Origin of the sequence: Shinella curvata (genome assembly GCF_022899935.1) — a bacterium.
Classification (GTDB): domain Bacteria; phylum Pseudomonadota; class Alphaproteobacteria; order Rhizobiales; family Rhizobiaceae; genus Shinella; species Shinella curvata.
The window spans coordinates 262,055-284,888 of record NZ_JALJCJ010000003.1 but is presented as its reverse complement, the minus strand read 5'-3'; the positions used below and the strand labels follow the sequence as shown (position 1 = coordinate 284,888).

General features: G+C 64.0%; 19 protein-coding genes. 7 read left to right on the top strand and 12 right to left on the bottom strand.

All coding sequences use genetic code 11. The features are described from left to right. Positions 1-82 precede the first annotated feature (82 nt). Positions 83-2,101 (top strand): beta-galactosidase, encoded by a 2,019-nt coding sequence (locus tag MUU55_RS12905; RefSeq protein WP_425314171.1) that lies wholly within the window; start codon positions 83-85, stop codon positions 2,099-2,101. 22 nt (positions 2,102-2,123) lie between these two features. Here MUU55_RS12905 and MUU55_RS12900 read toward each other — a convergent pair whose 3' ends face one another. Both MUU55_RS12900 and MUU55_RS12895 read right to left on the bottom strand, forming a co-directional pair. Further along, positions 2,124-3,233 (bottom strand): glycosyltransferase family 2 protein, encoded by a 1,110-nt coding sequence (locus MUU55_RS12900; RefSeq protein ID WP_244761158.1) that lies wholly within the window; start codon positions 3,231-3,233, stop codon positions 2,124-2,126. Between the two features lie 7 nt (positions 3,234-3,240). Beyond that, entirely contained in the window at positions 3,241-3,966 is a 726-nt protein-coding gene (locus MUU55_RS12895) for a hypothetical protein (protein ID WP_244761157.1), read from the bottom strand. Positions 3,967-4,131: 165 nt separating this feature from the next. Here MUU55_RS12895 and MUU55_RS12890 point away from each other — a divergent pair, with 165 nt between their 5' ends. Next, a complete protein-coding gene (locus MUU55_RS12890; protein ID WP_425314170.1) occupies positions 4,132-5,013 on the top strand; it encodes a transporter substrate-binding domain-containing protein in 882 nt (293 codons plus the stop codon). A gap of 11 nt (positions 5,014-5,024) precedes the next feature. Here MUU55_RS12890 and MUU55_RS12885 read toward each other — a convergent pair whose 3' ends face one another. Together MUU55_RS12885 and MUU55_RS12880 are read right to left on the bottom strand one after the other, a co-directional pair. Further along, positions 5,025-5,681, bottom strand: a complete 657-nt coding sequence (locus MUU55_RS12885; RefSeq protein ID WP_244761155.1) for a S24 family peptidase — start codon at positions 5,679-5,681, stop codon at positions 5,025-5,027. A 95-nt stretch (positions 5,682-5,776) separates the two neighbouring features. Then, positions 5,777-6,682 carry a DMT family transporter gene (locus MUU55_RS12880; RefSeq protein WP_244761154.1) on the bottom strand — a complete coding sequence of 302 codons (906 nt, stop codon included), beginning with the start codon at positions 6,680-6,682 and terminating at the stop codon, positions 5,777-5,779. Positions 6,683-6,879: 197 nt separating this feature from the next. Between MUU55_RS12880 and MUU55_RS12875 the strand changes: the two genes are divergently transcribed. The 4 genes from MUU55_RS12875 to MUU55_RS12860 all read left to right on the top strand — a co-directional run bounded on the left by MUU55_RS12875 (position 6,880) and on the right by MUU55_RS12860 (position 10,871). Next, positions 6,880-7,761 (top strand): DMT family transporter, encoded by an 882-nt coding sequence (locus MUU55_RS12875; RefSeq protein WP_244761153.1) that lies wholly within the window; start codon positions 6,880-6,882, stop codon positions 7,759-7,761. Between the two features lie 115 nt (positions 7,762-7,876). Beyond that, positions 7,877-9,373: a sensor histidine kinase gene (locus MUU55_RS12870; RefSeq protein WP_244761152.1), complete on the top strand. Its 1,497-nt coding sequence runs from the start codon at positions 7,877-7,879 to the stop codon at positions 9,371-9,373. Further along, positions 9,370-9,816: a response regulator gene (locus MUU55_RS12865; RefSeq protein ID WP_280518939.1), complete on the top strand. Its 447-nt coding sequence runs from the start codon at positions 9,370-9,372 to the stop codon at positions 9,814-9,816. Before MUU55_RS12870 ends, MUU55_RS12865 begins: the two co-directional genes overlap by 4 nt. After that, positions 9,816-10,871 carry a sensor histidine kinase gene (locus MUU55_RS12860; RefSeq protein ID WP_244761151.1) on the top strand — a complete coding sequence of 352 codons (1,056 nt, stop codon included), beginning with the start codon at positions 9,816-9,818 and terminating at the stop codon, positions 10,869-10,871. Before MUU55_RS12865 ends, MUU55_RS12860 begins: the two co-directional genes overlap by 1 nt. Positions 10,872-11,038: 167 nt before the next feature. On the opposite strand, the gene MUU55_RS12855 is transcribed toward MUU55_RS12860, so the two are convergent. From MUU55_RS12855 to MUU55_RS12820, 8 genes are all read right to left on the bottom strand, one after another. Further along, on the bottom strand, positions 11,039-11,215 hold the full coding sequence (locus tag MUU55_RS12855; RefSeq protein WP_244761150.1) for a hypothetical protein: 177 nt from the start codon (positions 11,213-11,215) through the stop codon (positions 11,039-11,041). A 171-nt stretch (positions 11,216-11,386) separates the two neighbouring features. Beyond that, positions 11,387-11,611 carry a hypothetical protein gene (locus MUU55_RS12850; RefSeq protein ID WP_244761149.1) on the bottom strand — a complete coding sequence of 75 codons (225 nt, stop codon included), beginning with the start codon at positions 11,609-11,611 and terminating at the stop codon, positions 11,387-11,389. A gap of 65 nt (positions 11,612-11,676) precedes the next feature. Continuing rightward, on the bottom strand, positions 11,677-11,913 hold the full coding sequence (rpsU, locus tag MUU55_RS12845; protein WP_117367884.1) for a 30S ribosomal protein S21: 237 nt from the start codon (positions 11,911-11,913) through the stop codon (positions 11,677-11,679). Between the two features lie 69 nt (positions 11,914-11,982). Then, complete coding sequence (locus MUU55_RS12840; RefSeq protein ID WP_244761148.1) at positions 11,983-12,273, bottom strand: cold-shock protein; 291 nt, start codon at positions 12,271-12,273, stop codon at positions 11,983-11,985. Between the two features lie 152 nt (positions 12,274-12,425). Continuing rightward, positions 12,426-12,635 carry a cold-shock protein gene (locus MUU55_RS12835; RefSeq protein WP_244761147.1) on the bottom strand — a complete coding sequence of 70 codons (210 nt, stop codon included), beginning with the start codon at positions 12,633-12,635 and terminating at the stop codon, positions 12,426-12,428. Positions 12,636-12,973: 338 nt separating this feature from the next. After that, positions 12,974-15,184, bottom strand: coding sequence for an FAD-dependent oxidoreductase (locus MUU55_RS12830; protein ID WP_244761551.1), 2,211 nt, complete (start codon positions 15,182-15,184; stop codon positions 12,974-12,976). A gap of 148 nt (positions 15,185-15,332) precedes the next feature. Next, on the bottom strand, positions 15,333-16,541 hold the full coding sequence (locus MUU55_RS12825; protein WP_244761146.1) for an acetyl-CoA C-acetyltransferase: 1,209 nt from the start codon (positions 16,539-16,541) through the stop codon (positions 15,333-15,335). A gap of 96 nt (positions 16,542-16,637) precedes the next feature. Further along, positions 16,638-18,434 carry an acyl-CoA dehydrogenase C-terminal domain-containing protein gene (locus MUU55_RS12820; RefSeq protein ID WP_244761145.1) on the bottom strand — a complete coding sequence of 599 codons (1,797 nt, stop codon included), beginning with the start codon at positions 18,432-18,434 and terminating at the stop codon, positions 16,638-16,640. A 459-nt stretch (positions 18,435-18,893) separates the two neighbouring features. Between MUU55_RS12820 and MUU55_RS12815 the strand changes: the two genes are divergently transcribed. Continuing rightward, complete coding sequence (locus tag MUU55_RS12815) at positions 18,894-22,805, top strand: peptidoglycan-binding protein (RefSeq protein ID WP_244761144.1); 3,912 nt, start codon at positions 18,894-18,896, stop codon at positions 22,803-22,805. The last annotated feature ends 29 nt before the right edge of the window (positions 22,806-22,834 follow it).

The window sequence follows — 22,834 nt, the reverse complement described above, 5'->3', positions numbered from 1 at the left end:
ACAGGAACAGTTGAAGCGATAGACAATCGCGATCGTAACGATGGCGGCGCCCCAGGTGCCGTGGATGACAAGGATACTGCACGTGCATAAGCCGCTGACCAGACAGAACCGCTTCGACGCCGCCCGCGAGGATGCCGGCATGCTGGAGCTCGGCGTCTGCTATTACCCGGAACAGTGGCCGCGCGAAAAATGGGACGAGGACGCCCGCCGCATGGTGGAACTCGGCCTCGCCTGGGTCCGCATCGGCGAATTCGCCTGGTCGCATATCGAGCCGCAGCCCGGCACTTTCCAGTGGGAATGGATGGACGAGGCGATCGAGGTGCTCGGCTGCGCCGGCCTCAAGGTCATCCTGGGAACGCCGACCGCCGCGCCGCCGAAATGGCTGGTCGACCGCTACCCGGATATTCTGCCCGTCGATGCGCGTGGCGTGGTCCGCAAATTCGGCGCGCGCCGGCACTATTGTTTCTCCAGCCGCCGCTACCGGGTGGAGGCCGCCCGCATCACCGAGGCCATGGTGCGCCGCTATGGCGACAATCCCTTCGTGCACGCCTGGCAGACGGACAACGAATACGGCGATCACGACACGATCCACAGCTACTCGGACGAAGCGAAGCTGGCGTTCCGCGAATGGCTGGCCGCCCGCTATGGCACGATCGAGGGGATGAACCACGCTTGGGGCACGCAGTTCTGGAGCATGCACTACAACAGCTTCGATGAGGTGGACCTGCCCAACAATCTCGTCGAGGAGCCGACGCCGACCCATCTCGTCGATTACTATCGTTTTTCGTCGGATCAGGTGAAGAGCTTCAACAAGGCGCAGGTGGATATCATCCGCCGGCATTCGCCGGGGCGTCCGGTCACGCACAATTTCATGAACCAGAACACCGATTTCGACCACTACGAGGTCGGTGAGGACATCGATATCGCCTCCTGGGATGTCTATCCGATGGGCGGCCTGATCAATGGCCGGCTCAGTGCCGAGGAGAAGGCGCGCTATCTGCGTGTCGGCGATCCCGACCAGACGGCCTTCAACCACGACATCTACCGCGCCGTCGGCCGCGGCCGGGTCTGGGTGATGGAGCAGCAGCCGGGGCCGGTGAACTGGGCCGCGCACAACCAGTCGCCTGCTGATGGCATGGTGCGGCTGTGGACCTGGCTTGCCTATGCGCATGGCGTCGACATGGTCTCCTATTTCCGCTGGCGTCAAGCGCCCTTCGCGCAGGAACAGTTCCATGCCGGCCTGCTCCTACCGAACAGCGAGGTCGATCAAGGCTATCTGGAAGTCGCACAGGTGGCCGAGGAGATGGCGCGCCTGCCTCAGGGTGAGCGGCGCGGAAAGGCCGAAGTCGCCATCGTGCTCGATTACGAGTCGCGCTTCGCCACCCGTGCCCTGCCGCAGGGCCAGGGCTATGCCGCGTCGGCCATCGCGCTCGACTGGTATTCGGCCATTGCCCGCCTCGGCGTGGATGTCGATGTCATCGGCCAGCATTCCGATCTCTCCGGCTACAAGCTGGTGGTTGCGCCCGATCTCGTCATTCCCGATGCGGATTTCATCGCCCGGTTGAAGGCCTCCGGCGCGAAGGCGCTGTTCGGCCCGCGCAGCGGCAGCAAGACGCGCGACATGCACATTCCCGCCGACCTGCCGCCCGGCCCGCTGGCCGATCTCATCGATTTCCGCGTGACACGCGTCGAATCCCTGCCCGAATATCACAGCGAAGCCGTGCTCTATGGCAATATCAGCCACGCGGTAACGGGATGGCGCGAACTCATCCGGACGAACGAGACGGTGCTGGCGACCTTCGAAGGCGAACACCGCCAGGGAGGCGCTGCGATCATCGGCAACGACCACACACGTTATGTCGGTACATTGCCGCGCGGCGAGTTCCTGGGCAGGCTGATGGGCGATACGCTCCGCTGGGCGGGCGTCGAAAGCCTGTCCGATCTCGGGGATCTCCGCCTCGCCCGGCGCGGCAACCTGCGCTTCGCCTTCAACTACGGCAATGCACCGGCATCCGTGCCAGCGTCGGCCACGGCTGAGTTCCTCGTCGGCGGACGGGATCTTGCGCCTGTCGATGTGGCAATCTGGACGGAGACGCGCTGATCCGAGCCGGTGCCGGTATGCTCTATCCGGCGCCTGCCGCCGCCTCGGGGCGCAATCGCGTCTGCGCAGGGCGGTGTGCGGTCTTGTTCCAGAAGAACGGATTACTGCGCAGTTCCCGTACCGCCCGCCAGGCGGCAAGCGACATCAGCAGCCAGTAGAAGGGCGTCAGCGCCCAGCGCCGGCCGGACGCATGCCGCTCGCCCGGTGTCATTCCGGCACGGCCCAGCGCCACGAAGATCGCGTAGCTGCCGAAGATGTTGACGACATCGACGACGATGAGCGTGATCTCGAAGGGGCCTGCGATATGGGCGGATTGCCCGAAAAGCTGCCATGAAAGCATGCCGATATAGGCGATAAGCAAGGGATGCGCGAGCGAGGAGAGGATCAGGCCGCCGATCAGCACCTGGAAGACGACGCACGGCCACAGGCCCATGTCCCGCACGAGCCGTGAGGGGCGCCGCATCAGCACCAACCATGTCTGCAGCCAGCCCTTGAACCAGCGCGTGCGCTGGCCGAGCCATGCCGACGTCGTCGTGGGCGCTTCCTCATAGGTCGGCCGTTCGATCGTGCCGCAGCGATAGCCGAGCCGGTAGAGCCGCATGCCGAGATCGGCATCCTCGGTCACATTGTACGGATCCCAGCCGCCGACCTCCTGGAGCACGCGCGTGCGAAAATGGTTCGAGGTACCACCGAGCGGCATCGGCAGGCGGGCGGCGGCGAGGCGCGGCAGCAGCACGCGGAACAGCCCGGCATATTCGAAGGCGAACAGCGCGCTCAGCCAGCTTTCGCGGGCATTGGTGATGACGAGCGGCGCCTGCAGGCAGGCGATGTCGGCCGGCCCGGCCTCGAAGGTCCGCCAGGCTTCCTCGAGTTGCAGCGGATCGACCCGGTCCTCCGCATCATAGATGACAAGATAGGTGCCACGCGCTGCGCCGAGCGCATAGGAGAGCGCCTTCGGCTTGGTGCGCGGATGGCCCGGTGGAACCGCCACGATCTCGTATTGCCGGCCGAGCGGGAGAGCCGCGAGCGCCGAAAGCGTCGCTTCGTCGTCCGCTTCGCAGATCAGTTTGATGTCGAGGCAGGCGGCGGGCCAGGCGAGCCGATCCAGCGTTTCGACAAGCTGTGGTACCACCGCCGCCTCACGATAGAGCGCGACGAAAACCGAATAGACCGGCCGCGGCCCGGTCGGTGGAATGCCGAGAGCCTGGCCTTGCCGGTGCCGCCGCTTTGCAAAAAGGGCGAGGAAACGAATGAGGAAAGAGGCGAGGAAGAGAAGGCTGAGCACGATGTGCAGGAGCAGCGAGGCGATGTCGGGCTTTGTGAGGGCAAGCGCCAAAAGGGGCGGTGAGCACCGTGCCGGTGTAAAAACCCTGCCGCCCCCACAGGGTGATGCGGGCGCTCGCTTCCGGCATGGCGCCGAACAGGCGATCGATCGTCTCGCGCAGGCGCCTCATGCGGCCGGCCTGCCAGAGGGCGGTGCGCAACGCCGACGGCGTGGTCGCCGCCAGCATGGTACGCAGCATCGGGGAAAGATCCAGCCGCTCGGTGAAGGTTTCGATCCGGTCGGCGCTCGGCACGATCGCGGTGATCGGCGGATGCGCTGGATGATGGATCCTGATGACGCTCGGCTCCACCAGTTGGCTGTCCGCACCAGGCAGATCTGCCACCTGCGCCGGATCCAGTCGGGGAAGGAAGGGCAGATGCAGGATTTCGGCAAGCGCCTCGTAATAGGTGTCCTCATGCAGGGCGCCGCTTGCCAGCAGTTCTGCCTCCAGCGTCGTGCCATGCTTGCTGGCGCGCACCAGCATGCCGGAAATAAGCGATTTCGATAGTCCGAGCCGGCGGAAGAGCCGCGCTTCCGCCATCAGGCGCGGGGGGACATGCGGCGCGTCGCCGGGACAGACGGAGCCGGCCGGCCGAATGCCGATTGCGGTGGCGAAAGCGATGTCGTCGGGATATTCTGCCAGTCGCATGCAGCCATCGCTGCCGCGTGAGCGGCTGCGCCCCCGTTAAACCCCAAGTTGATTGTAATGTGGCACAGAGCAATTTCATCCCTTAAGTTCTATGGGTTTTTCGCACTCTGCCTGTTGATGGGGACAACAAACCCGCCGGCAGCGCAAGCCGAGGAAAAGCCGTCGGTCGATCTGCCGATCCTGTTCGACACGCGCGAACGCATCGCAAGGCCCGATCTGTCGGGTATCGTTCGCTTGCGGTTTCTGACAACGGTGGATTTCCCGCCCTTCAATTTCATCGATCAGACCAGCAAGCTCGCCGGCTTCCATGTCGATCTGGTGCGCGAAATCTGCCGGGAACTCGCGCTGATGGAGAAATGTCAGATCCAGGCGGTGACCTTTCCGGAGCTGGAAAAGGCTCTGGTCGACGGCAATGGCGAGGCCGTTGCCGCGGGTGTTGCCGTTACGGCGGAACTGCGAGAGCGCTTTGCCTTTTCACGCCCCTTCATGCGCCTGCCGGCGCGTTTCGCCGTGACGAGGAAGGCTCCGCCACCCGGCGAGACCGCGGCCGCGCTTGACGGCAAACGCGTTGGTGTCGTGACGGGAAGCGCGCATGAGGCGATGCTGATGACCTTTTTCCCGCGTCTGCGGGGAGAAAATTTTGCGGATCGTGCAACGATGCTGGCCGCCCTGCGAGACGGCAAGGTGGATGCGGTCTTTTCTGACGGCATGCAGCTCGCCTTCTGGACGAACGGCACGGAATCGGCGGGTTGCTGCCGGCTCTTCGACGGTCCCTATCTGTCGGAGCCGTTTCTCGGCGAGGGGCTGACGATCATGCTGCGCAAGGAGGATGCGGCCCTTGCGGCCGCCATCGACCATGCGCTGCTGGCGCTGTCACGCAATGGTCGCCTGCAGGAGATTTATCTCCGCTACTTCCCGGTCAATCTCTACGGCGGTTGACCGGTTGCCGTTTACTGGCTTGCCCAGATGATGCGGGCGATCCAGTCGATTTCGTCGATATCGAAGCTGCGGTTTGGGTGCTCGGGATTGAGCGAGACGAGATCGATCGTGCGCGGTGTCTGGCGATGCAGCACCTTCGCCATGACCTCGCCTTCGCGCGTCTTGACCACGACGCGGTCGCCGCGGCGCACCTGGGCGCCCGGCTCGACGATCAGCACGTCGCCGTCGCGGTAGAGCGGCATCATGCTGTCGCCCTGCACTTCCAGCGCATAGACGCCGGCCTTGCGATCGGGCGAGGCGGGAAATTCCACCACGTCCCAGCCCTGTCCTGCCGGAAAACCGCCATCGTCGAAGAAGCCGCCGGCGCCCGCCTGTGCGAAGCCGAGAAGCGGAATTGTTCCGGCCTGCGGCGGAAAGGCGCCCTGCGGCAGCGCCGCGTCGCGGATCGTGCTAGCGAGAAACTCATCGATGGAGGCCCCCGTCGCGTCGAGCACCTTGGCGATCGATTCCGTCGAGGGCCAGCGCTGGCGGCCGTCCGCCCCCTGGCGTTTGGATTTGTTGAAGGACGTCGGATCCAGCCCCGCGCGGCGCGCAAGGCCCGATGGCGAGAGCCGGTTGCGCTCGGCAAGGGCGTCGATCGCTGCCCAGATCCGGTCGTGCGAGAACATGCTTGAGAAACCCTGCCAAGGCGGCGGACCGGCTTCTGCCGGTCCGATTGACCGGAAGCATATCGAAGGAGATTGGTCGAGTAAAGGAAAAAGGATTATTTTCCTTTTTCGGTCATACCTGTACGTTCCGCGGCGCGCCGTCGGGCGACCACGCTTTCGCGCCAGATGGTGAAGATGCCGGCGCCGACGACGATGGCCGAGCCGACGACCATGTTGAGGTTCAGCGTTTCGCCGAAGATGCTGACGCCGATGATTGCCGCCAGCACGACCTGGAGATAGGTCAGTGGCTGGACGGCGGCGGCGTCGAGCAAGTCGTAGGCCCGGATCAGGAAATAATGGCTCGACATGCCGGTGATGCAGAGCAGCCCCATCCAGAGCCAGTCGACCGGGGTCAGGTTGGTCCAGAAGAAAGGCCCGACCAGCGAGATAGCCGCGGCACCGGCCACGCCGGTATAGAAGAAGCTTGTCGAGGACGTATCCTCCCGGCTGACGAGGCGGGTTGCGATCACATAGAGCGCAAACATCAACGCGGAGGCGAGCGGCAGCAGCACGGAGAGGTCGAAGTCGCTGCCGGCGGGATTGAGGATGATCAACACGCCGCACAGGCCGACGCCGATCGCCGTCCAGCGCCGCCAGCCGACGCGTTCGCCGAGCAGCGGCATCGAAAGCAGCGCGACGAAGATCGGTCCCGACGCCAGGAGCGCCTGCGAATGAGCAAGGCCCACCGTGGTAAAGGCGGTGATGGTGACAACGATCTGGATGGCGAGAAGAACGCCGCGCAGGATTTGCAGGGCCGGCCGCTTGGTGGCCGCCACGACTTTCAGGCCGCCGGGACCACGTGCACCCATCGCCACGGCGAAGGCAGCAAAGGCCCAGAAGCGCAGCATGGCGATGAAGACAGGCGGATAGGCGCTGCCGAGATGTTTTGAGATGGCGTCCTGCAGGCTGAAGATCAGGATCGCAAGCAGGGTGAAGCCATAGCCGAGTCGTTTGGAATCCATGGCCCGCGCATATACCCGTCCCGCTGCGCTTGCACGCGCAAACTTGTGCGCCGCCGGACTTTTCGTGGCCGATTGCGGTGTCTGAGGCAGAGGGTGGGAAAAATTTCCTCCCCCGTGATTTTCTGCCACTTTCGCGCCGTCGAGCGCCGCGCTATCAAGGAGAGGCGTGCCCTTGCCGCGCCGTCGAGGTTCCTTCCGTGCACAAGACCGTCTCTTCCGGCATTCTGTTGACGTCGTTCGCCTATTTCCTGTTTTCCGTGCAGGACGCCTCCGTCAAATGGCTTGTGGTGGCCCTGCCGGTCTGGCAGATCCTTTTCGTGCGCAGCGTCACGATCTTTTCGCTCTGTTTCGCCTTTGGCGGACGCCCGATCCTCAGGGCCGCGCGCCACTCGCCCGTGCTCAAGCCGCTGTTCCTGCGCAATCTTCTGCTGCTGGCCGCCTGGCTTTCCTATTATACGGCGGCGCGCGATCTCGGGCTCGCCGAGCTGACGACGCTCTATTATGCCTCTCCGATCGTCATGACGATCCTTTCCGTGCCGATCCTCGGCGAGAAAGTGCCGGGCTACCGCTGGCTCGCCGTCGCGACCGGTTTCGTCGGCGTGGTTGTCGCCTGCGGGGTCGCGGCCGGGGGGATCGAACTGTCGCTGCCGGTCTATCTCGCCTTGCAGGCTGCCATCTTCTGGGCGATTGCGACGGTGCTTCTGCGCAAGACGGCCCTGCAGGAGCGGACACGGGTGCAGATGACCATATCGAGCGGCCTGTTCGTCTTCTACACCGCTCTGGTCGTGCCCTTCGTCTGGCAGCCGATCTCCGCCGTCGATGTCCTGCTGATGGCCGGTACGGGCGTGCTTGCCGGCATCGGCCAGTTCGCCTTATTCGAGGGCATGCGCCGGGCTCCTGTCTCGGTGCTGGCGCCCTTCGAGTATACCTCGCTCGTCTGGGCTTTCGCGCTCGGTTATCTCATCTGGAGCGATGTGCCTGGCGCAAACGTCTTCGTCGGGGCGGCGCTGATCTTTTCCGCCGGCCTGATCATCGTCGCCACCGAGAGGTTGCGAGGACGCTCCCCGGCCGGTGCATGAGCGTTAAGCTGCGAAATAACCAAAAGAATCCCTGATTTTTCCCTTTCATCGGTTGCGCGCAGACGGGATGAAGATATTGTCGCCGTCCAGCTGGCAGCCTTAACCGGGGGGTGGAATGCCGATATCGAACGCCGCATTCGTGCGGTCGACCATCATCCTGCTCATGGCGGGCATGATCTCGTTGCTCGGCATCGTCGGCACGTCGCTTTGGCTTGTCAGCAAGGTGCAGGTCTACTTTGCGGAATTGATCGAGGTGCGCGAGGTTCGCAGCTCCGCCGCAGACCTGCTTTCGACGCTGAAGGACGCCGAAACCGGCCAGCGCGGCTTCGTGATCACCGGCGAGGCGAATTTCCGAAAGCCCTATGATGATGCATTGAAGGCCGTTGCGGAGCGGCAGAAGTCACTTGAAGAGAAAGCGGCGCGCTTCCCCCGCTATGCCGAGCGCATACCTGACATAAGACGTCTCGTTTCGGAGAAGCTCGTCGAACTGGCCGAGACGGTCGAGGCTGTCACCCAAGGCAATTCGTCCGAGGCTGTCGCGCAGGTCAAGACGGACCGCGGCCGCATCATCATGGACGAACTGAGAACCCAGCTGGGCGACATCATGAGTGATGCGGACAGGCACTTGCAGGAGGGCGTCATCGATACGCTGTGGTCCGCAGGCGCGCTGCAATGGACGACGGTCATCGGCGCCATTGCCATCATCGGCGTGCTGGGTGGCGCTGCGATCATCGTCGCGCAATATACCCGTGACATCGTCGTCGCGCGCCGCGAGGTCGAGACATTGAACGCCACGCTGGAAAAACGCGTCGACGAGCGGACGGAGGAACTGATCCGCGCCAACCAGGAAGTCCAGCGCTTCGCCTATATCGTCACCCACGACCTGCGCGCGCCTCTCGTCAACATCATGGGCTTTACCAGCGAGTTGCAGGCCTCGCTCGGCTCCATTCAGGGATATGTGCTGGCCGACGAAAAGCCGCCGAGCGCGGACGATATCCTCGAGGCACGCCGCGCCGCCTCCGAGGATCTCCCGGAGGCGATCGGTTTCATCCGCTCCTCCACCAAGAAGATGGACGGGCTCATCAATGCCATCCTGAAGATTTCGCGTGACGGACGGCGCGAACTCAAGATCGAGCGTGTGGATATCAAGGCGCTTGTCGAGGCGGGGGCTGCGGCGGTCAATCATCAGGTGGGCGAGTCCGACGGTGAAATCGCCATCGATGACAAGCTGCCCACCGTCATTTCCGACCGCCTGTCGCTCGAACAGGTGTTCGGCAACCTCTTCGACAACGCCATCAAATATCAATCGCCGGATCGGCCGCTGCGTGTTTCCGTCAAGGCGCGCAACGCCGGCCGGGCCGGTTTCACCATCGAATTCACCGACAATGGCCGCGGCATCGCGCCCGAGGACCACGAGCGGGTCTTCGAGCTGTTCCGACGCTCGGGCACGCAGGACAAGCCCGGCGAAGGTATCGGCCTTGCGCATGTGCGTTCACTGATGCGCAATCTTGGTGGTGATATCGTCGTCAGATCCGAACTCGGGCAGGGGACGACCTTCGTGCTTCGTCTGCCGTCCGACCTCAGCAAAGTTGTCAGGAGTATGCAGGCATGAACGGATTGGGCAAGGAAGTCACTATCGTGATGATCGAAGACGATGAGGGCCATGCGCGCCTCATCGAGAAGAACATCCGCCGCGCCGGCGTGCACAACGAGGTCGTGCCCTTCACCAACGGCACGGAGGCGCTCGATTTCGTGCTTGGCGCGGATCGCTCGGGCCTCGCCAGCGCCGGCAGGTTCCTGCTGATCCTGCTCGACCTCAACCTGCCGGACATGTCGGGCATCGATATCCTGCAGAAGATCAAGACCAACACTCACACCAAACGCCTGCCGGTGGTCATTCTCACGACGACGGACGACGAGCGGGAAATCCAGCGCTGCTACGATCTCGGCGCGAATGTCTACATCACGAAGCCCGTCGAATATGAAAGCTTCGCCCATGCGATCCGCCAGCTCGGCCTGTTTTTCTCCGTGATCCAGATCCCCGAGACCCAGTAATGAAGGAAGCCCCCGTCCGCATCCTCTATATCGACGACGACCCGATCCTGGCGCGGCTGGCAGAGCGCGCGCTCGGTCGTCTCGGCTATGAGATGCGGCATGCCGAGGATGTGGAGCGCGGCCGGGAGCTTTTTTCGGAAGGCGGCATCGACGCGGTCGTGCTCGACCACTTCCTGAAATCCGGCACGGGCCTTACCCTCCTCAAGGAGCTTGCCGATGCTCCGGGTGCCGTGCCGGTCGTCTATGTCACCGGCTCGAACGATGCGCAGGTGGCCATTGAGGCGCTCAAGGCGGGCGCAGCGGACTATGTCATCAAGTCCGTCGGTGAGGACTTCATGCCGCTGCTCGCCAACGCGCTCGGCCAGGCGTTGGAGAATGCCGAATTGAAGCGCGCGAAGCTGCGTGCCGAGCAGGAAATCCGCGCGGCCAAGGACCGCGCCGAGGTGCTGCTCGCTGAAGTGAACCATCGTGTCGGCAATTCGCTGGCGCTGGCTGCGGCGCTGATCCGCCTGCAGATGTCGAGCGCATCGGATGCGGCCGTGAAGGAAGCACTGTCCGAAACACAGGCACGCATTACCGCGATTGCCGGCATCCATCGGCGGCTCTACACGTCCGAAGACGTGCACCATGTCGATATGGGCGCCTATCTCGGCACGCTGCTGTCCGAACTCGACACCTCCCTGCGGGGCCAGGGCCGTAATGTGCGCCTCAACCGGGTGCTGGAGCCGTTGCACGTGCCGACCGATCGTGCCGTCTCGCTCGGCGTCATCGTGACGGAACTCGTCACCAACGCCTTCAAATACGCCTATGGCGAGGCCGGCGGCGAGGTCCGTGTCGGCTTCACCCGTCTCGAAGCCGATAGCGCGCTGCTCTTCGTCGAGGATGACGGCATCGGCTGGCGCGGCGAGGGCCCCGTGCGCGGCACGGGTCTTGGCACGAAGATCATCGGTGCGATGGCCTCCAGCCTGGGCGCCAAGCTCGATTATGCCAGCCGTGCTGCGGGTACGCGGGCGGAACTGCTGGTACGGATGACCGACGCTGTACGGCCGGCATGAGCCGGCATCCCGTGCCTCCCTATCGACATATCATCCATTCATTCCGTTGCGGGAGGCGCGGTTCCAATTTGCCGCCGCGAAGCTTCCCCGGGTAGCGAGAGCTGACAGCACAAAGACCCGGATGCAGGGGAACATCCGGGCCTTCGGGGAGGTCAGTGGGGTGTCGCTTAGCGGCAAACCTTGATGCGCTTGATGACGATATTGCCGTAGTAGTCGTAGGACTTGATCTTCTTGATGAAGCAGGTCGGCTGGTAGTCGTAGCTGTAGTAACCGGCCTGCGAGGGGGCCGCGAAGGAGACGGCGGCGACGATGGCAACGGTGGCGGAAACGATGAACTTGCGCATGGGGTCTCTCCTGATCTCTTGATAGGGATGAGCCTCTCTCATCCGGTGATCTGAAGGTCTCACGTCTGCTCGTCGCACGCTGTTTCCGATGAAACAGGGCGCGCGGGGCAAGGCTATTTATGGCGGGATATCGTTTCGAGGACGGGGGTGGGCGCGGTCAGGCCGTGAGGGTCACGCCTTCTTGGCGGCGGTGGTGCGTTTGGTTTTGGCGATAGGGCTGGCCGGAGATTCGGCGGGCTGCTGCTGCAGGCGCAGTTCGCGCAGGCGCGCCGTCTTCTTTTCACGGGCGGTGGCTTCCGATGCGATAATGGTGCGCGCCGTTTCATCCGTCGCGGCCGCCTTGTCGCGGGCCGAAAGTTTGACGGGGTTGAAGAATGCATCCTTGGTCGCGGTCATGATCTCTCCTTCCTGGAGCGATGGCCGAGAGGGACAGGCCGGGCAAAAGCCCGGCCGCCGAGAGCTTAGCGCGTGCGCGCAGCCTTCTTGGGTGCGGGCAGCAGGCCTTCGCGCTGCATCTGCTTGCGCGCCAGCTTGCGCTGGCGGCGGATGGCTTCGGCCTTCTCGCGCGCCCGCTTTTCAGACGGCTTTTCAAAGGCGCTGCGCGCCTTCATTTCGCGGAAAACGCCTTCGCGCTGCAATTTCTTCTTCAGGACGCGCAGCGCCTGTTCGACATTGTTATCTCTGACGAGAACCTGCAAGTGATGTCCTTTCTCTCGCGGCCCCGGGCCGCATTGGTGGCGGAAAATAAAAATCCGTGAAGCCTACTATCACTTCCCGCCGCGAATGTTCAGTGGTTTTAACCACGGACTTGCTTTTCCTGCGAAAGAAACTTTCGACGACGTAGCCGGGGAGGGCGCGGCGGTCTCTTCCGCGTCGATATCGCTCTCAACGATGCGCCGCTCGAAGGTCTCGCCATCGAGCCGCACCCGATACTGCACCTCGCCATGATCGTTTGGCAGAACACCGACGATCCGGCAAGTGCGTTCGTCCGCCGTCTTGCGCGACAGCCCGGCCCTCAACAGAACATGGTCGCCCGTGGCATAGGTCTTTCGGCTCATGGCATTCTCCTTTGCGGAGTTTCCGCCAGGCTTGGGCACTTCCAGGGGAAATGCTCCGAGAAACAAAAAGGCCGGGTGCTATCCCGACCTCTCCCGTCATTCGAACTCGACGCTGCCAGTACATCCGTGGTCAGCGAGGAGGAACGACAATCTTATGCGGCGCGAAGGTTGTCGGCCGAGTTCTTGCCGGACTTGCGGTCGCGGACGATCTCGTACGTGATCTTCTGGCCTTCGTTCAGCGAGCCCATGCCTGCACGTTCGACAGCCGAGATGTGCACGAACACGTCGGTCGAGCCATCCTCAGGCTGAATGAAGCCGAAGCCCTTGGTGCTGTTGAACCACTTTACGGTACCTGTATTCATAACGATATCCTTTTCATCGCTAGTGTAACCGGACGATATTTTGTCCGTTATTGATCGATCATGAAAGGAAATCTGGCAGAGCTTAAAGGCTCGAAGACAAAGGTCGCAAGCAATTTTCGATAGGCTCTATATAAAGTTTATTTTGAAAAACGCAATGGTTAGCGAAATTTTTTCTGAATACGGCTGATGGGGGCTGCTGAAAATAGGCGCTTCAGCCAATTTTATTGCATTTCATTTGCTGCTTGCGGGAATTCTATTTTCTGCCCGAGCGCGCGGATCGACAAGGAAAAAGGGCGGTCCGAAGACCGCCCCTCTCCCTGTCTCTTTTGTCCGGGCTCTCAGGCCGCCTTCTTGGCCTCGGGCGCGAAACGGCTGTAGAAGGTTTCGCCCTTCGCGGCCATGTCCTTGAGCAGCGGCGTCGGCTGGAAATGGCTTCCGTATTTCGCGGCAAGCTTCTCGCAGAGCGCGACGAAGGTCTTCACGCCCATGCCGTCGATGTAGGACAGCGTGCCGCCGGTATAGGGGGCGAAGCCGAAGCCGAGGATGGAGCCGACATCGGCCTCGCGCGGATCGGTGACGATGCCCTCTTCCATGGTGCGGGCGGCCTCCAGCGCGATGGTGACGAGCAGGCGCTGCTTGATGACGGTGATATCGACATCGTCGGGCTTCTGCTGCGGGTAGAGGTCTTTCAGGCCCGGCCACAGCTTCTTCTTCGCCGGCTTCGGCGGATAGTCGTAAAAACCCTTGCCGGCCTTGCGGCCGAGGCGGCCTTCGCCTTCCACCAGCTTCGTCACCAGCTCCATGTGGCGCGGATCGACGGACTGCGGCCCAAGATCGGCGATGGAGGCCTTGAAGATCTTGTAGGAGAGATCGACGGCGACCTCGTCGTTGAGCGACAGCGGACCGACCGGCATGCCGGCCATTTTGGCGGCATTCTCGATCATTGCCGCCGGCACGCCTTCGATCAGCATGTCATAGGCTTCGGCCATGTAGCGGAAGACGCAGCGGTTGACATAGAAGCCGCGCGTGTCGTTGACGACGATCGGCGTCTTCTTGATGGCGGCGACGTAATCCAACGCGGTGGCGAGTGCAGTGTCGCCCGTTTCCTTGCCGAGGATGACTTCCACCAGCATCATCTTGTCGACCGGCGAGAAGAAGTGGATGCCGATGAACTGGTTCGGGCGCTTGGAGTTCTTGGCGAGACCCGTGATCGGCAGCGTCGAGGTGTTGGAGGCGAAGATGGCGTCTTCGCGCAGCACGGCCTCGATCTTCTCGGTGACCTCCTTCTTGACATTGCGGTCCTCGAAGACGGCCTCGATGACGAGATCGGCATCGGCGAGCGCGGCATAGTCGGGCGTCGGGGTGATGAGGGAGAGCAGCTTCTCACCGTCCTCCTTCGTCATGCGGCCCTTGCCGATGGCGCCGGTGACGAGGCCCTCAGAATGCGCCTTGCCCTTGTCGGCGGCTTCCTGGTCGCGGTCGATGAGCACGACGGGAATGCCGGCGGCGGCCGTCACATAGGCGATGGAGGCGCCCATGAAGCCGGCGCCGACGACGGCGACCTTCTTGAATTCGGCCTTGGGAATGCCGGCCGGGCGGCGGGCACCCTTGCCGAGTTCCTGCATGGAGATGAACAGCGACCGGATCATCGAGAAGGCTTCGGTCGTCTGGAGGACATGCGTAAAGTAGCGCTGCTCGATCTTCAGGCCGGTCTCGAAGGGCACCTGCAGGCCTTCATAGACGCATTTCAGGATGGCGAGCGCGCCCGGATAGTTGCCCGATGTTTCGCGGCGCAGGATGGCGGGGGCGGCCGGCCAGAGCTGGGCGGAAGCCGGCGTCCAGATGCCGCCGCCGGGGGCCTTGAAACCCTTTTCGTCCCAAGGCTGGACGGGCTTCAGGCCGTCCTTGATCATCTGCTTGGCGGCGGGGATGAGCTGATCGGGCTCGACGACCTGATGCACGAGGTTCATCGCCTTGGCGCGGGCACCGGTCAGCGAGGAGCCGGTGGTCATCATCTGCAGCGCATCCTGCGCATTGGCGAGGCGCGGCACGCGCTGGGTGCCGCCGGCGCCGGGGAAGATGCCGACCTTGACCTCGGGCAGCGCAATCTTGACCGATTTGGCATTCGAGGCGACGCGGCCGTGGCAGGCGAGCGACATTTCGAAGGCGCCGCCCATGCAGGTGCCGTTGATGGCCGAGACCCAGGGCTTGCCGGAGGTTTCCAGCTTGCGGAACAGCCAGGTCATGCGGCCGGTGGCGTCGAACAGCTTTTGCACGGCGGTGGCGGGATCGGTCGCCTGCGCATCCTTCAGGAGGTCGAAGCTCGCCTTGATCATCGAGAGATCGGCGCCGCCCGAGAAGGAGGACTTACCCGAGGTGATGACGGCGCCCTTGATGGCGCTGTCTGCCACGACCTGGTCGATGATCTTGTCGAGTTCATCCATCACCTCGACGGTGAAGACGTTCATCGACTTGTCGGGCATGTCCCAGGTGACGAGCGCAATGCCGTCGGCGTCGGTCTCGATGGTGAAGTTCTTGTAGCTCATGATGGGATTCCTCTTCCCTGAAATCTCTTTGGCTTCACACGCTATCCTCTCTTCCGTCATGGTCGGGCTTGACCCGACCATCCAGCCCCGGGCTGTGGATCCTCGGGTCAAGCCCGAGGATGACGACCGGAAAGGGCGTGGTTCACCTCTCTCAAACCCGCTCGATGATCGTCGCCGTGCCCATGCCCGCGCCGATGCAGAGCGTGACGAGGGCAACGTTGAGGTCGCGGCGTTCCAGCTCGTCGAGCACGGTGCCGAGGATCATCGCGCCGGTCGCGCCGAGCGGGTGGCCCATGGCGATGGCGCCGCCGTTGACGTTCATCTTGTCGTGCGGGATGTCGAAGGCCTGCATGTGGCGCAGCACCACGGCGGCGAAAGCTTCGTTGAGCTCGAAGAGGTCGATGTCGGCAAGCGTCATGCCGGTGCGGGCGAGCAGCTTTTCCGTTACGTCGACGGGGCCGGTCAGCATCAGTGCCGGGTCGGAGCCGATATTGCCGAAGGCCTTGATACGGCCGCGCGGCGTCTTGCCGAGGATGCTGCCGCCTTCCTTGGAGCCGAGCAGCACGGCGGCGGCGCCGTCGACGATGCCGGAGGAATTGCCGGCGTGGTGGACGTAGGTGATGCCTTCGATTTCCGGATGGGCCTGGATGGCGACGGCTTCGAAGCCGCCCATTTCGCCGGGCATCTGGAAGGACGGCTGCAATTGCGCCAGCGCCTGCATATCGGTGCCGGGGCGCATGTGCTCGTCATGGGCGAGGATCGTCAGGCCGTTGATATCCTTCACCGGCACGACGGAATTCTTGAAATAGCCGTTCTGCCATGCATGGGCCGCACGCTTCTGGCTCTCGACGGCATAGGCATCGACGTCGTCGCGGGAGAAGCCGTATTTGGTGGCGATCAGGTCGGCCGAGACGCCCTGCGGCATGAAATAGGCCGGAAAATTGACCGAGGGATCCATGAACCAGGCGCCGCCGGACATGCCGAGGCCCACGCGCGACATGCTCTCCACACCGCCGGCGATGACGATGTCATCGGCACCCTGAGCGATCTTGGCGGCACCGAGGTTCACGGCGTCGAGGCCGGAGGCGCAGAAACGCGAGAGCTGGATGCCGGGGGCCTTGGTCGAGTAACCAGCCTCGAAGGCGGCGGCCTTGGGGATGACGGAACCGGCATCCATGACCGGATCGACGCAGCCCATGACGATGTCATCGACCTTGGCGGTATCCAGCCCGTTGCGGTCGCGCACCGCTTCCAGAACCTTGGCGGCGAGGCGCACGGACGGCACTTCGTGCAGCGAGCCGTCCTTCTTGCCGCGCCCGCGCGGGGTGCGCACGTGATCATAGATGAAGACGTCGGTCATTCTCTTCTCCCTGGCGGCGCAAAGGCGCCCTAGAATTCCTGGCTCGCGGCCTGCGACTGTAGCCCCTCGTCCCCATATGGGAAGAGGGGCGAAGCATCAGAATGCTTCGGCAGCCAGTTCCATGGTGGTATCGGCGCCGGCCTCGATGCGGGTCTTGCGCAGGCCGGTTTCCGGCATCAGGCGGTCCATGAAGAACTTTGCGGTGATCAGCTTGTTCTTCAGGAAATCCTCCCGGTCGCCCGCGCCGTTGGCAAGACCGGCTTCCGCCGCCTTGGCGATCTTGGCCCACATGTAACCGATGACGACGAGGCCGAAGAGGTGCATGTAGTCGGTCGAGCCGGCGCCGGCATTGTCGGGCTTGGCCATGGCGTTCTGCATGAACCACATGGTTCCGGCCTGCAGGTCGTTCAGGCCCTTCTTGAGGTGCTTGGTGAAATAGGCGAGCTTTTCGTCACCCCGGTTCTCCTCGCAGAAGTCGCCGATTTCCTTGAAGAGCGCCATGACGGCGCGCCCGCCGTTCATGCCGAGCTTGCGGCCAACGAGGTCGAGCGCCTGGATGCCGTTGGCACCTTCATAGATCATGGCGATGCGCGCATCGCGCACATACTGGCTCATGCCGTGTTCTTCGATATAGCCATGGCCGCCGAAGACCTGCTGGGCCATGACGGCATGGTCGAAGCCCTTGTCGGTGAGCACGCCCTTGAGGATGGGGGTCATCAGGCCGAGGATGTCATCGGCGGCCTGGCGTTCCTTCTCGTCGGCGGAGCGGTGGGCGATGTCGGATTTCAGTGCGGTCCACAGCGTGAAGGCGCGGCCGCCCTCCGTCCAGGCCTTGATGGTCATCAGCGTGCGGCGGATGTCGGGATGCACGATCAGCGGATCGGCCTTGCCCTCGGGGTTCTTGACGCCGGACAGCGAGCGGCCCTGCAGGCGCTCGCGGGCATAGTTGGCGGCGTTCTGGTAAGCGACTTCGGCGATCGACAGGCCCTGCAGGCCGACACCGAGGCGGGCCTCGTTCATCATGACGAACATGGCGTTGAGGCCCTTGTTCTCCGCGCCGATGAGAAAGCCCTTGGCCTCGTCATAGTTCATGACGCAGGTGGCGTTGCCGTGGATGCCCATCTTGTGTTCGATCGCGCCGCAGGAAACCGCGTTGCGCTCGCCCGGCATGCCGTCGTCCTTCAGAATGAATTTCGGCACGATGAAGAGCGAGATGCCCTTCACGCCCTCCGGCGCGCCCTCGATGCGGGCGAGAACGAGGTGCACGATGTTCTCAGACATGTCGTGTTCGCCGGCCGAGATGAAGATCTTCTGGCCTGATATCTTGTAGGAACCGTCCGCCTGCGGCACGGCCTTGGAGTGCAGGAGGCCGAGGTCGGTGCCGCAATGGGGCTCCGTCAGGTTCATCGTGCCGGTCCAGGTGCCCTCGACCATCTTCGGCAGATAGGCGGCCTTCTGTTCGTCGGAGCCGTGCACGAGGATCGCGGCGATCGCGCCCTGCGTCAGGCCGGGATACATGGTGAGCGCCATGTTGGCCGACGACATGTATTCGCCGACGGCGGTGTGCAGGATATATGGCAGGCCCTGGCCGCCGAATTCTTCCGGCACGGCAAGACCCATCCAGCCGCCCTGGCGGTAGAGGTCATAGGCTTCCTTGAACCCCTTCGGCGTCTTCACCGTGGCGTCGTCGTTGCGGACACAGCCTTCCTGATCGCCGGAGAGATTGACGGGGAAGAGCACTTCCTCCGCGACCTTCGCGGCCTCGCCGGTAATCGCTTCCACCATGTCGGCCGTTGCATCGGCAAAGCCGGGCAGGTTGTTGTACCGCTCCAGCGACAGGACGTCGTTCAGGATGAAAAGCGTGTCATTCACGGGGGCCTTGTAGATCGGCATTGCTCGCGTTCCTCACCTATCCCGCGGACGTGAGTCCGCTCCTTAGGTCTGGATACTATAAAACTTTGACGTTTGCGTAAACGTCAAAACGCAAACGCGGCGAATTTTTCGTCGGAGGGGAGGCGGGCGGGATGGATGGTGCGTGTGGCGCGGTGCGGATGCGCCTTGCAAGCGGGGTTGCTGTGCCGCAACCGGTCGCCATTCCTCCCGAACGCCACTCTATGAGCAAATCGTTAAAAAATTTCCGAGCCGGTTAACCCCTTGTTTACCACGTTTCATGAATTGTGGCGTCTGAGGGCGTGGGATCGGGAATCATCTCGTTTCCCCTCTGTGGTGCCCGGCTCCGGCCGGGACGGACAGGGACGATCCCGCCGAATGGAATGAAGGGCGCAGCCGGGCGGCAGCGCTTTCAAGCGTATCTCCCGGCAGGCCGAGGCGGCCGCCAAAGCGAGGCGAAAGATGAACGGATCGCGAAACCCGCAACGTCCCGGCGAACGCTCTTCGCTCGATGCGCTCAATCGCACCATCGAGGGGCTGGAAGCCCGCATTGAAGGTCTGATGGCCGGCGGCCGCGACACGCGCCCCCGCAGCGATGACCGTTACGCGCCGCGCGGCGAGCAGGCCCGCTACGAGCCGCAGCAGCGCGCCATCCCCCTGCGCGAGGATCCGGTCTCCGAAATCATGCAGCGCCAGCGCGCCATCGAAGGCGGCCGTGAGCGTGTCGCCCAGCGTCTGGAGCGCCGCCCCGTCTCCACCGATCATCACGCCGCCGCCCAGCAGGCCCATGCCGCCTATGGCAACCAGACTGCCGCCTATGGCGGGCAGCAGGCCGCTTATGGTGAACGGCAGCCCGCCTATGCCGCTCAGCACGCCGCACCCGCCCGTGCGGACAATTCGGTCGAGGACATCGCCAAGGCGCTCGTCTCGCTGCGCCAGGACCTCAAGAAGGACATCGCCGACGGCCTCGAGCGCGAGATGCAGTCGCTGCGCTCGGAAATCCGCGGCATCCGCCAGATGGCCGAAGGCCGTGGCAACAATGACGACGTGCGCGAGGAACTGACGCGTCTTTCCGCCGGCATCGGCCAGCTCGGCCGCCAGTCGGGCCAGACGGACGGCCTGCGCGTCGAATTCGACGAGCTGCGCTCCGTGCTCGATGGTCTGGCCCGTGAAGATTCCGTGCGCCGCATGGAAGACCGCTGGACCGGCGTCGAGAAGAAGCTCTCCGCCTTCGACCAGACCCGCGATGATGAACTGGTGGCGCTCGCCTACCGGCTCGACGAGCTGAAGGCGCAGATCGGTGCCGTCAGCGCGACGCCGGCCATCCATGCGCTGGAAGGCAAGATCGAGACGATCGCGCGTGCCATCGATATGCTGGCCCGCCAGGCGCAGCAGCCCGACGATCGCCATTTCGTCTCCGCCGTCACCTCGCAGTTCGAAGGTCTCGACACGCGCCTTGACGAGATCAGCCGCGCCATCGCCGCCGCCGGCCGCATGCAGCAGTCCGCATCGGTCGACAATACGATGATGCAGCGCCTGGAAGGCCGCATCGCCGATCTCGCCGGCCAGCTCGACATGATTGCCCATCGCCCGGCGCCGGCGCCCGATCAGGGGCTTGGCCTGCGCATCGAGGCTTTGGCTAGTCGCATCGAGGAGCTTTCCAACGAACGCACGGCGCTGCGTCTCGAAGAGCGCATCGAGCAGCTGTCGCTGATGCTGGAGCAGAGCCAGCAGGCCGCACCCGCCCGCGAAAACGACGAGCTCGCCTACTACCTCTCGGATATCTCGCGCAAGATCGATGCGCTCGACCAGGGCAGCGTCAACGACGTGCTCGCCGAGCGTCTGGATGCGCTGGCTCGCCGCATCGACAATCTCGATGCCGCGCCCGTCGGCAGCCCGTTCCAGGAAGACCGCTTCTCTGAGATCGAAGGCCGCCTGTCGGCCATCGCGGATCGTCTCGATGCCACGCGCGTCGCACCTGCCGGTGACCATGAGGCGCTGCGCGGTCTGGAAGCGCAGATCGCCCATCTCTCGACGCTGATCAGCACGCCGTCCGCCGGCGTTGCTGCGACCTCGCCTGATGTCGAAAACCGTCTGGCGACGATCGAAGACTATATGGCGACCAATGACGAATATATCGTCGAGGCCGCCCGCCAGGCGGCGGAAGCCGTCATGGAAGCCTATCGCCATGCCGGTCCCGCCAGTGCGGCCGCCGTCGATATGGAAGCGATCGCCGGCCTGGCCGACGACCTGCGCGCGCTGGAAGACCTGACCCGTTCCAGCGAGGAGCGCACCGCGCGTACCTTCGACGCGCTGCATGACACGCTGGTGCAGATTGCTGGCCGCCTTGAACAGCTTGACGCCCCGCGCGAAACCTTTGGCCGCCGCGAAGCCGTCCAGCCGCGGGCCGAAATGCCCCGTGCAGAGATGCCGGCCATGGATTTCGGGCGCGCCGAAGAGCCCGCCGCCAGCCTCTATGGCAACGATTATCCGTTCGACGACGACGGTTTCGGCAGCGCGGCTCGCAAGGCCGAGGCCGAGGCACCGCGCGAGGAAAGCCGCTTTGCCGAAGTCGAGGTCGAGCATATCGACGTCCCCGAGCGCCCGGTCGTCGAAGACGAGACCGAGCAGGCCGTGGCGCTCGTCGCCGCCGAAGCCCAGCCGAAGGGTGGATTGCTCGCCGGACTGAAGCGCCGCTTCGCACCGGGTCGCAAGGAAACCGCCGCCGTCACCGAGCGCCATCAGATCGATCCGGCACCGGCACTCGACCCGGTCGACGAACTGGCGCCGGAAGAGGCGAACCAGCTGCTGGAACCCGGCTCGGGCGTGCCCGACGTCCGCCGTATCCTGGAGCGCGTGCGCGCTGGCCAGGCCTCGGGCAGCCGCTCCGCGACCTCCGGCGAGGGAGACAAGGCGGCTCAGCAGATCGCCGCCGCCCGCCGCGCCGCCAAGATCGCCGCCGAAGAGGCCGATGCCATCTCCCGCGTCGCCCCCGCCAAGAAGGGCGACAAGCCGGCAAAGGCCGGCGACAAGCCCGCCTCCGCGCTGTCGCGCCATCGCCGGCCGATCCTGCTCGCCGTCGGTGCCGTGCTCTTGGCGATCATGTCATATCCGCTCGTCACCGCCGTCATCAGCGGCGACGACGCACCCGTCATTGTGGAGCAGACCGCCGTCAATTCCGATAAAAAGCTGGCCGAAACGACTGTTGGTTCCGGCGAGGCCGTGACGGCCAACACGGGTGCTGCTCCTGTCACCGAAGACAAGACGGATACGAAGGCGCTGGCCGATCCCGCCCCGGCGGATGATGGGCTTGCAGGTGACGGCAACAGTGCCGCTACCGAAACGACGCCGACGTCGGGCTCCGACATGCTGGCCGCACCCGCGACCGGCAGCGATGCCGACACGGCCGGCTTCGAGCCGGTGACGACGCTGGAAGCCGAGCCGGTCCTCGGCACGGACACGTCCGCCGTTGAAAAGGCGCCGGTCGATACGATCGAGACGGCAGCCATCGTCGTTCCCGAGGCCATTACCCCACCGTCGCTCTCCAAGGCTGCGACCGAGGGCGATGCGCTGGCGCTGTTCGAGATCGGCGCGCGTTATACGGATGGCCGCGGTGTCACGACCGACCTCGCACAGGCCGCGCATTGGTACGCGCTTTCGGCGGCCCGTGGCTTCGCACCGGCCGAGTATCGCCTCGCCAACCTCTACGAAAAGGGCCAGGGCGTCGAACGCGACCTGGAGCGGGCGCGCAAGCTCTACGAGACGGCGGCCGACAAGGGCAATGCCAGCGCCATGCACAACCTCGCCGTCCTGCTCGCCACGGGCACCGATACGACGCAGCCGGATTTCGAAGGGGCGTCAAAATGGTTCCAGAAGGCCTCCGAACTCGGCGTGCGTGACAGCCAGTTCAACCTCGCCATCCTCTATGCGCGCGGCAACGGCGTGAAGCAGGATCTGGTCGAATCCTACAAGTGGTTCGCCATCGCCGCCCGCGACGGCGACCGCGATGCCGGCGCCAAGCGCGACGAGGTGGCGAATGCCATGCGTCCCGAGCAGCTTTCCGACGCCAAGGCGAAGGTGGAGCTGTGGAAGCCGCAGGCGCTCGACGACAAGGCGAACTCGGCCGAACTGCCCGACGAATGGGTCGGCAAGCCGACCAAGACCGCCAGCGTCGACATGAAGAAGGCCATCCGCAACATCCAGGCCATCCTCAACAACAATGGCTTCAACGCCGGCACGCCGGATGGCGAAATGGGCAAGAAGACGGTCGCTGCCATCAAGTCCTTCCAGAAGTCCGTCGGCCAGGCCGAAACGGGCGAGATCGACGACGCGCTGGTCAACGAGCTCCTGAAGCGCAACAAGCAGCCGAGCTGATCGGCGCCTCGCCGGGGAGGTTGCCAAGG

Coding starts and splice junctions, on each gene's coding strand:
- MUU55_RS12895 (WP_244761157.1), bottom strand. CDS start 3,966: ATGGCGGAAGCGCGGCTCTTCCGCCGGCTCGGACTATCGAAATCGCTT.
- MUU55_RS12890 (WP_425314170.1), top strand. CDS start 4,132: ATGTGGCACAGAGCAATTTCATCCCTTAAGTTCTATGGGTTTTTCGCA.
- MUU55_RS12885 (WP_244761155.1), bottom strand. CDS start 5,681: ATGTTCTCGCACGACCGGATCTGGGCAGCGATCGACGCCCTTGCCGAG.
- MUU55_RS12880 (WP_244761154.1), bottom strand. CDS start 6,682: ATGGATTCCAAACGACTCGGCTATGGCTTCACCCTGCTTGCGATCCTG.
- MUU55_RS12870 (WP_244761152.1), top strand. CDS start 7,877: ATGCCGATATCGAACGCCGCATTCGTGCGGTCGACCATCATCCTGCTC.
- MUU55_RS12865 (WP_280518939.1), top strand. CDS start 9,370: ATGAACGGATTGGGCAAGGAAGTCACTATCGTGATGATCGAAGACGAT.
- MUU55_RS12860 (WP_244761151.1), top strand. CDS start 9,816: ATGAAGGAAGCCCCCGTCCGCATCCTCTATATCGACGACGACCCGATC.
- MUU55_RS12855 (WP_244761150.1), bottom strand. CDS start 11,215: ATGCGCAAGTTCATCGTTTCCGCCACCGTTGCCATCGTCGCCGCCGTC.
- MUU55_RS12850 (WP_244761149.1), bottom strand. CDS start 11,611: ATGACCGCGACCAAGGATGCATTCTTCAACCCCGTCAAACTTTCGGCC.
- MUU55_RS12840 (WP_244761148.1), bottom strand. CDS start 12,273: ATGAGCCGAAAGACCTATGCCACGGGCGACCATGTTCTGTTGAGGGCC.
- MUU55_RS12835 (WP_244761147.1), bottom strand. CDS start 12,635: ATGAATACAGGTACCGTAAAGTGGTTCAACAGCACCAAGGGCTTCGGC.
- MUU55_RS12825 (WP_244761146.1), bottom strand. CDS start 16,541: ATGACCGACGTCTTCATCTATGATCACGTGCGCACCCCGCGCGGGCGC.
- MUU55_RS12820 (WP_244761145.1), bottom strand. CDS start 18,434: ATGCCGATCTACAAGGCCCCCGTGAATGACACGCTTTTCATCCTGAAC.
- MUU55_RS12815 (WP_244761144.1), top strand. CDS start 18,894: ATGAACGGATCGCGAAACCCGCAACGTCCCGGCGAACGCTCTTCGCTC.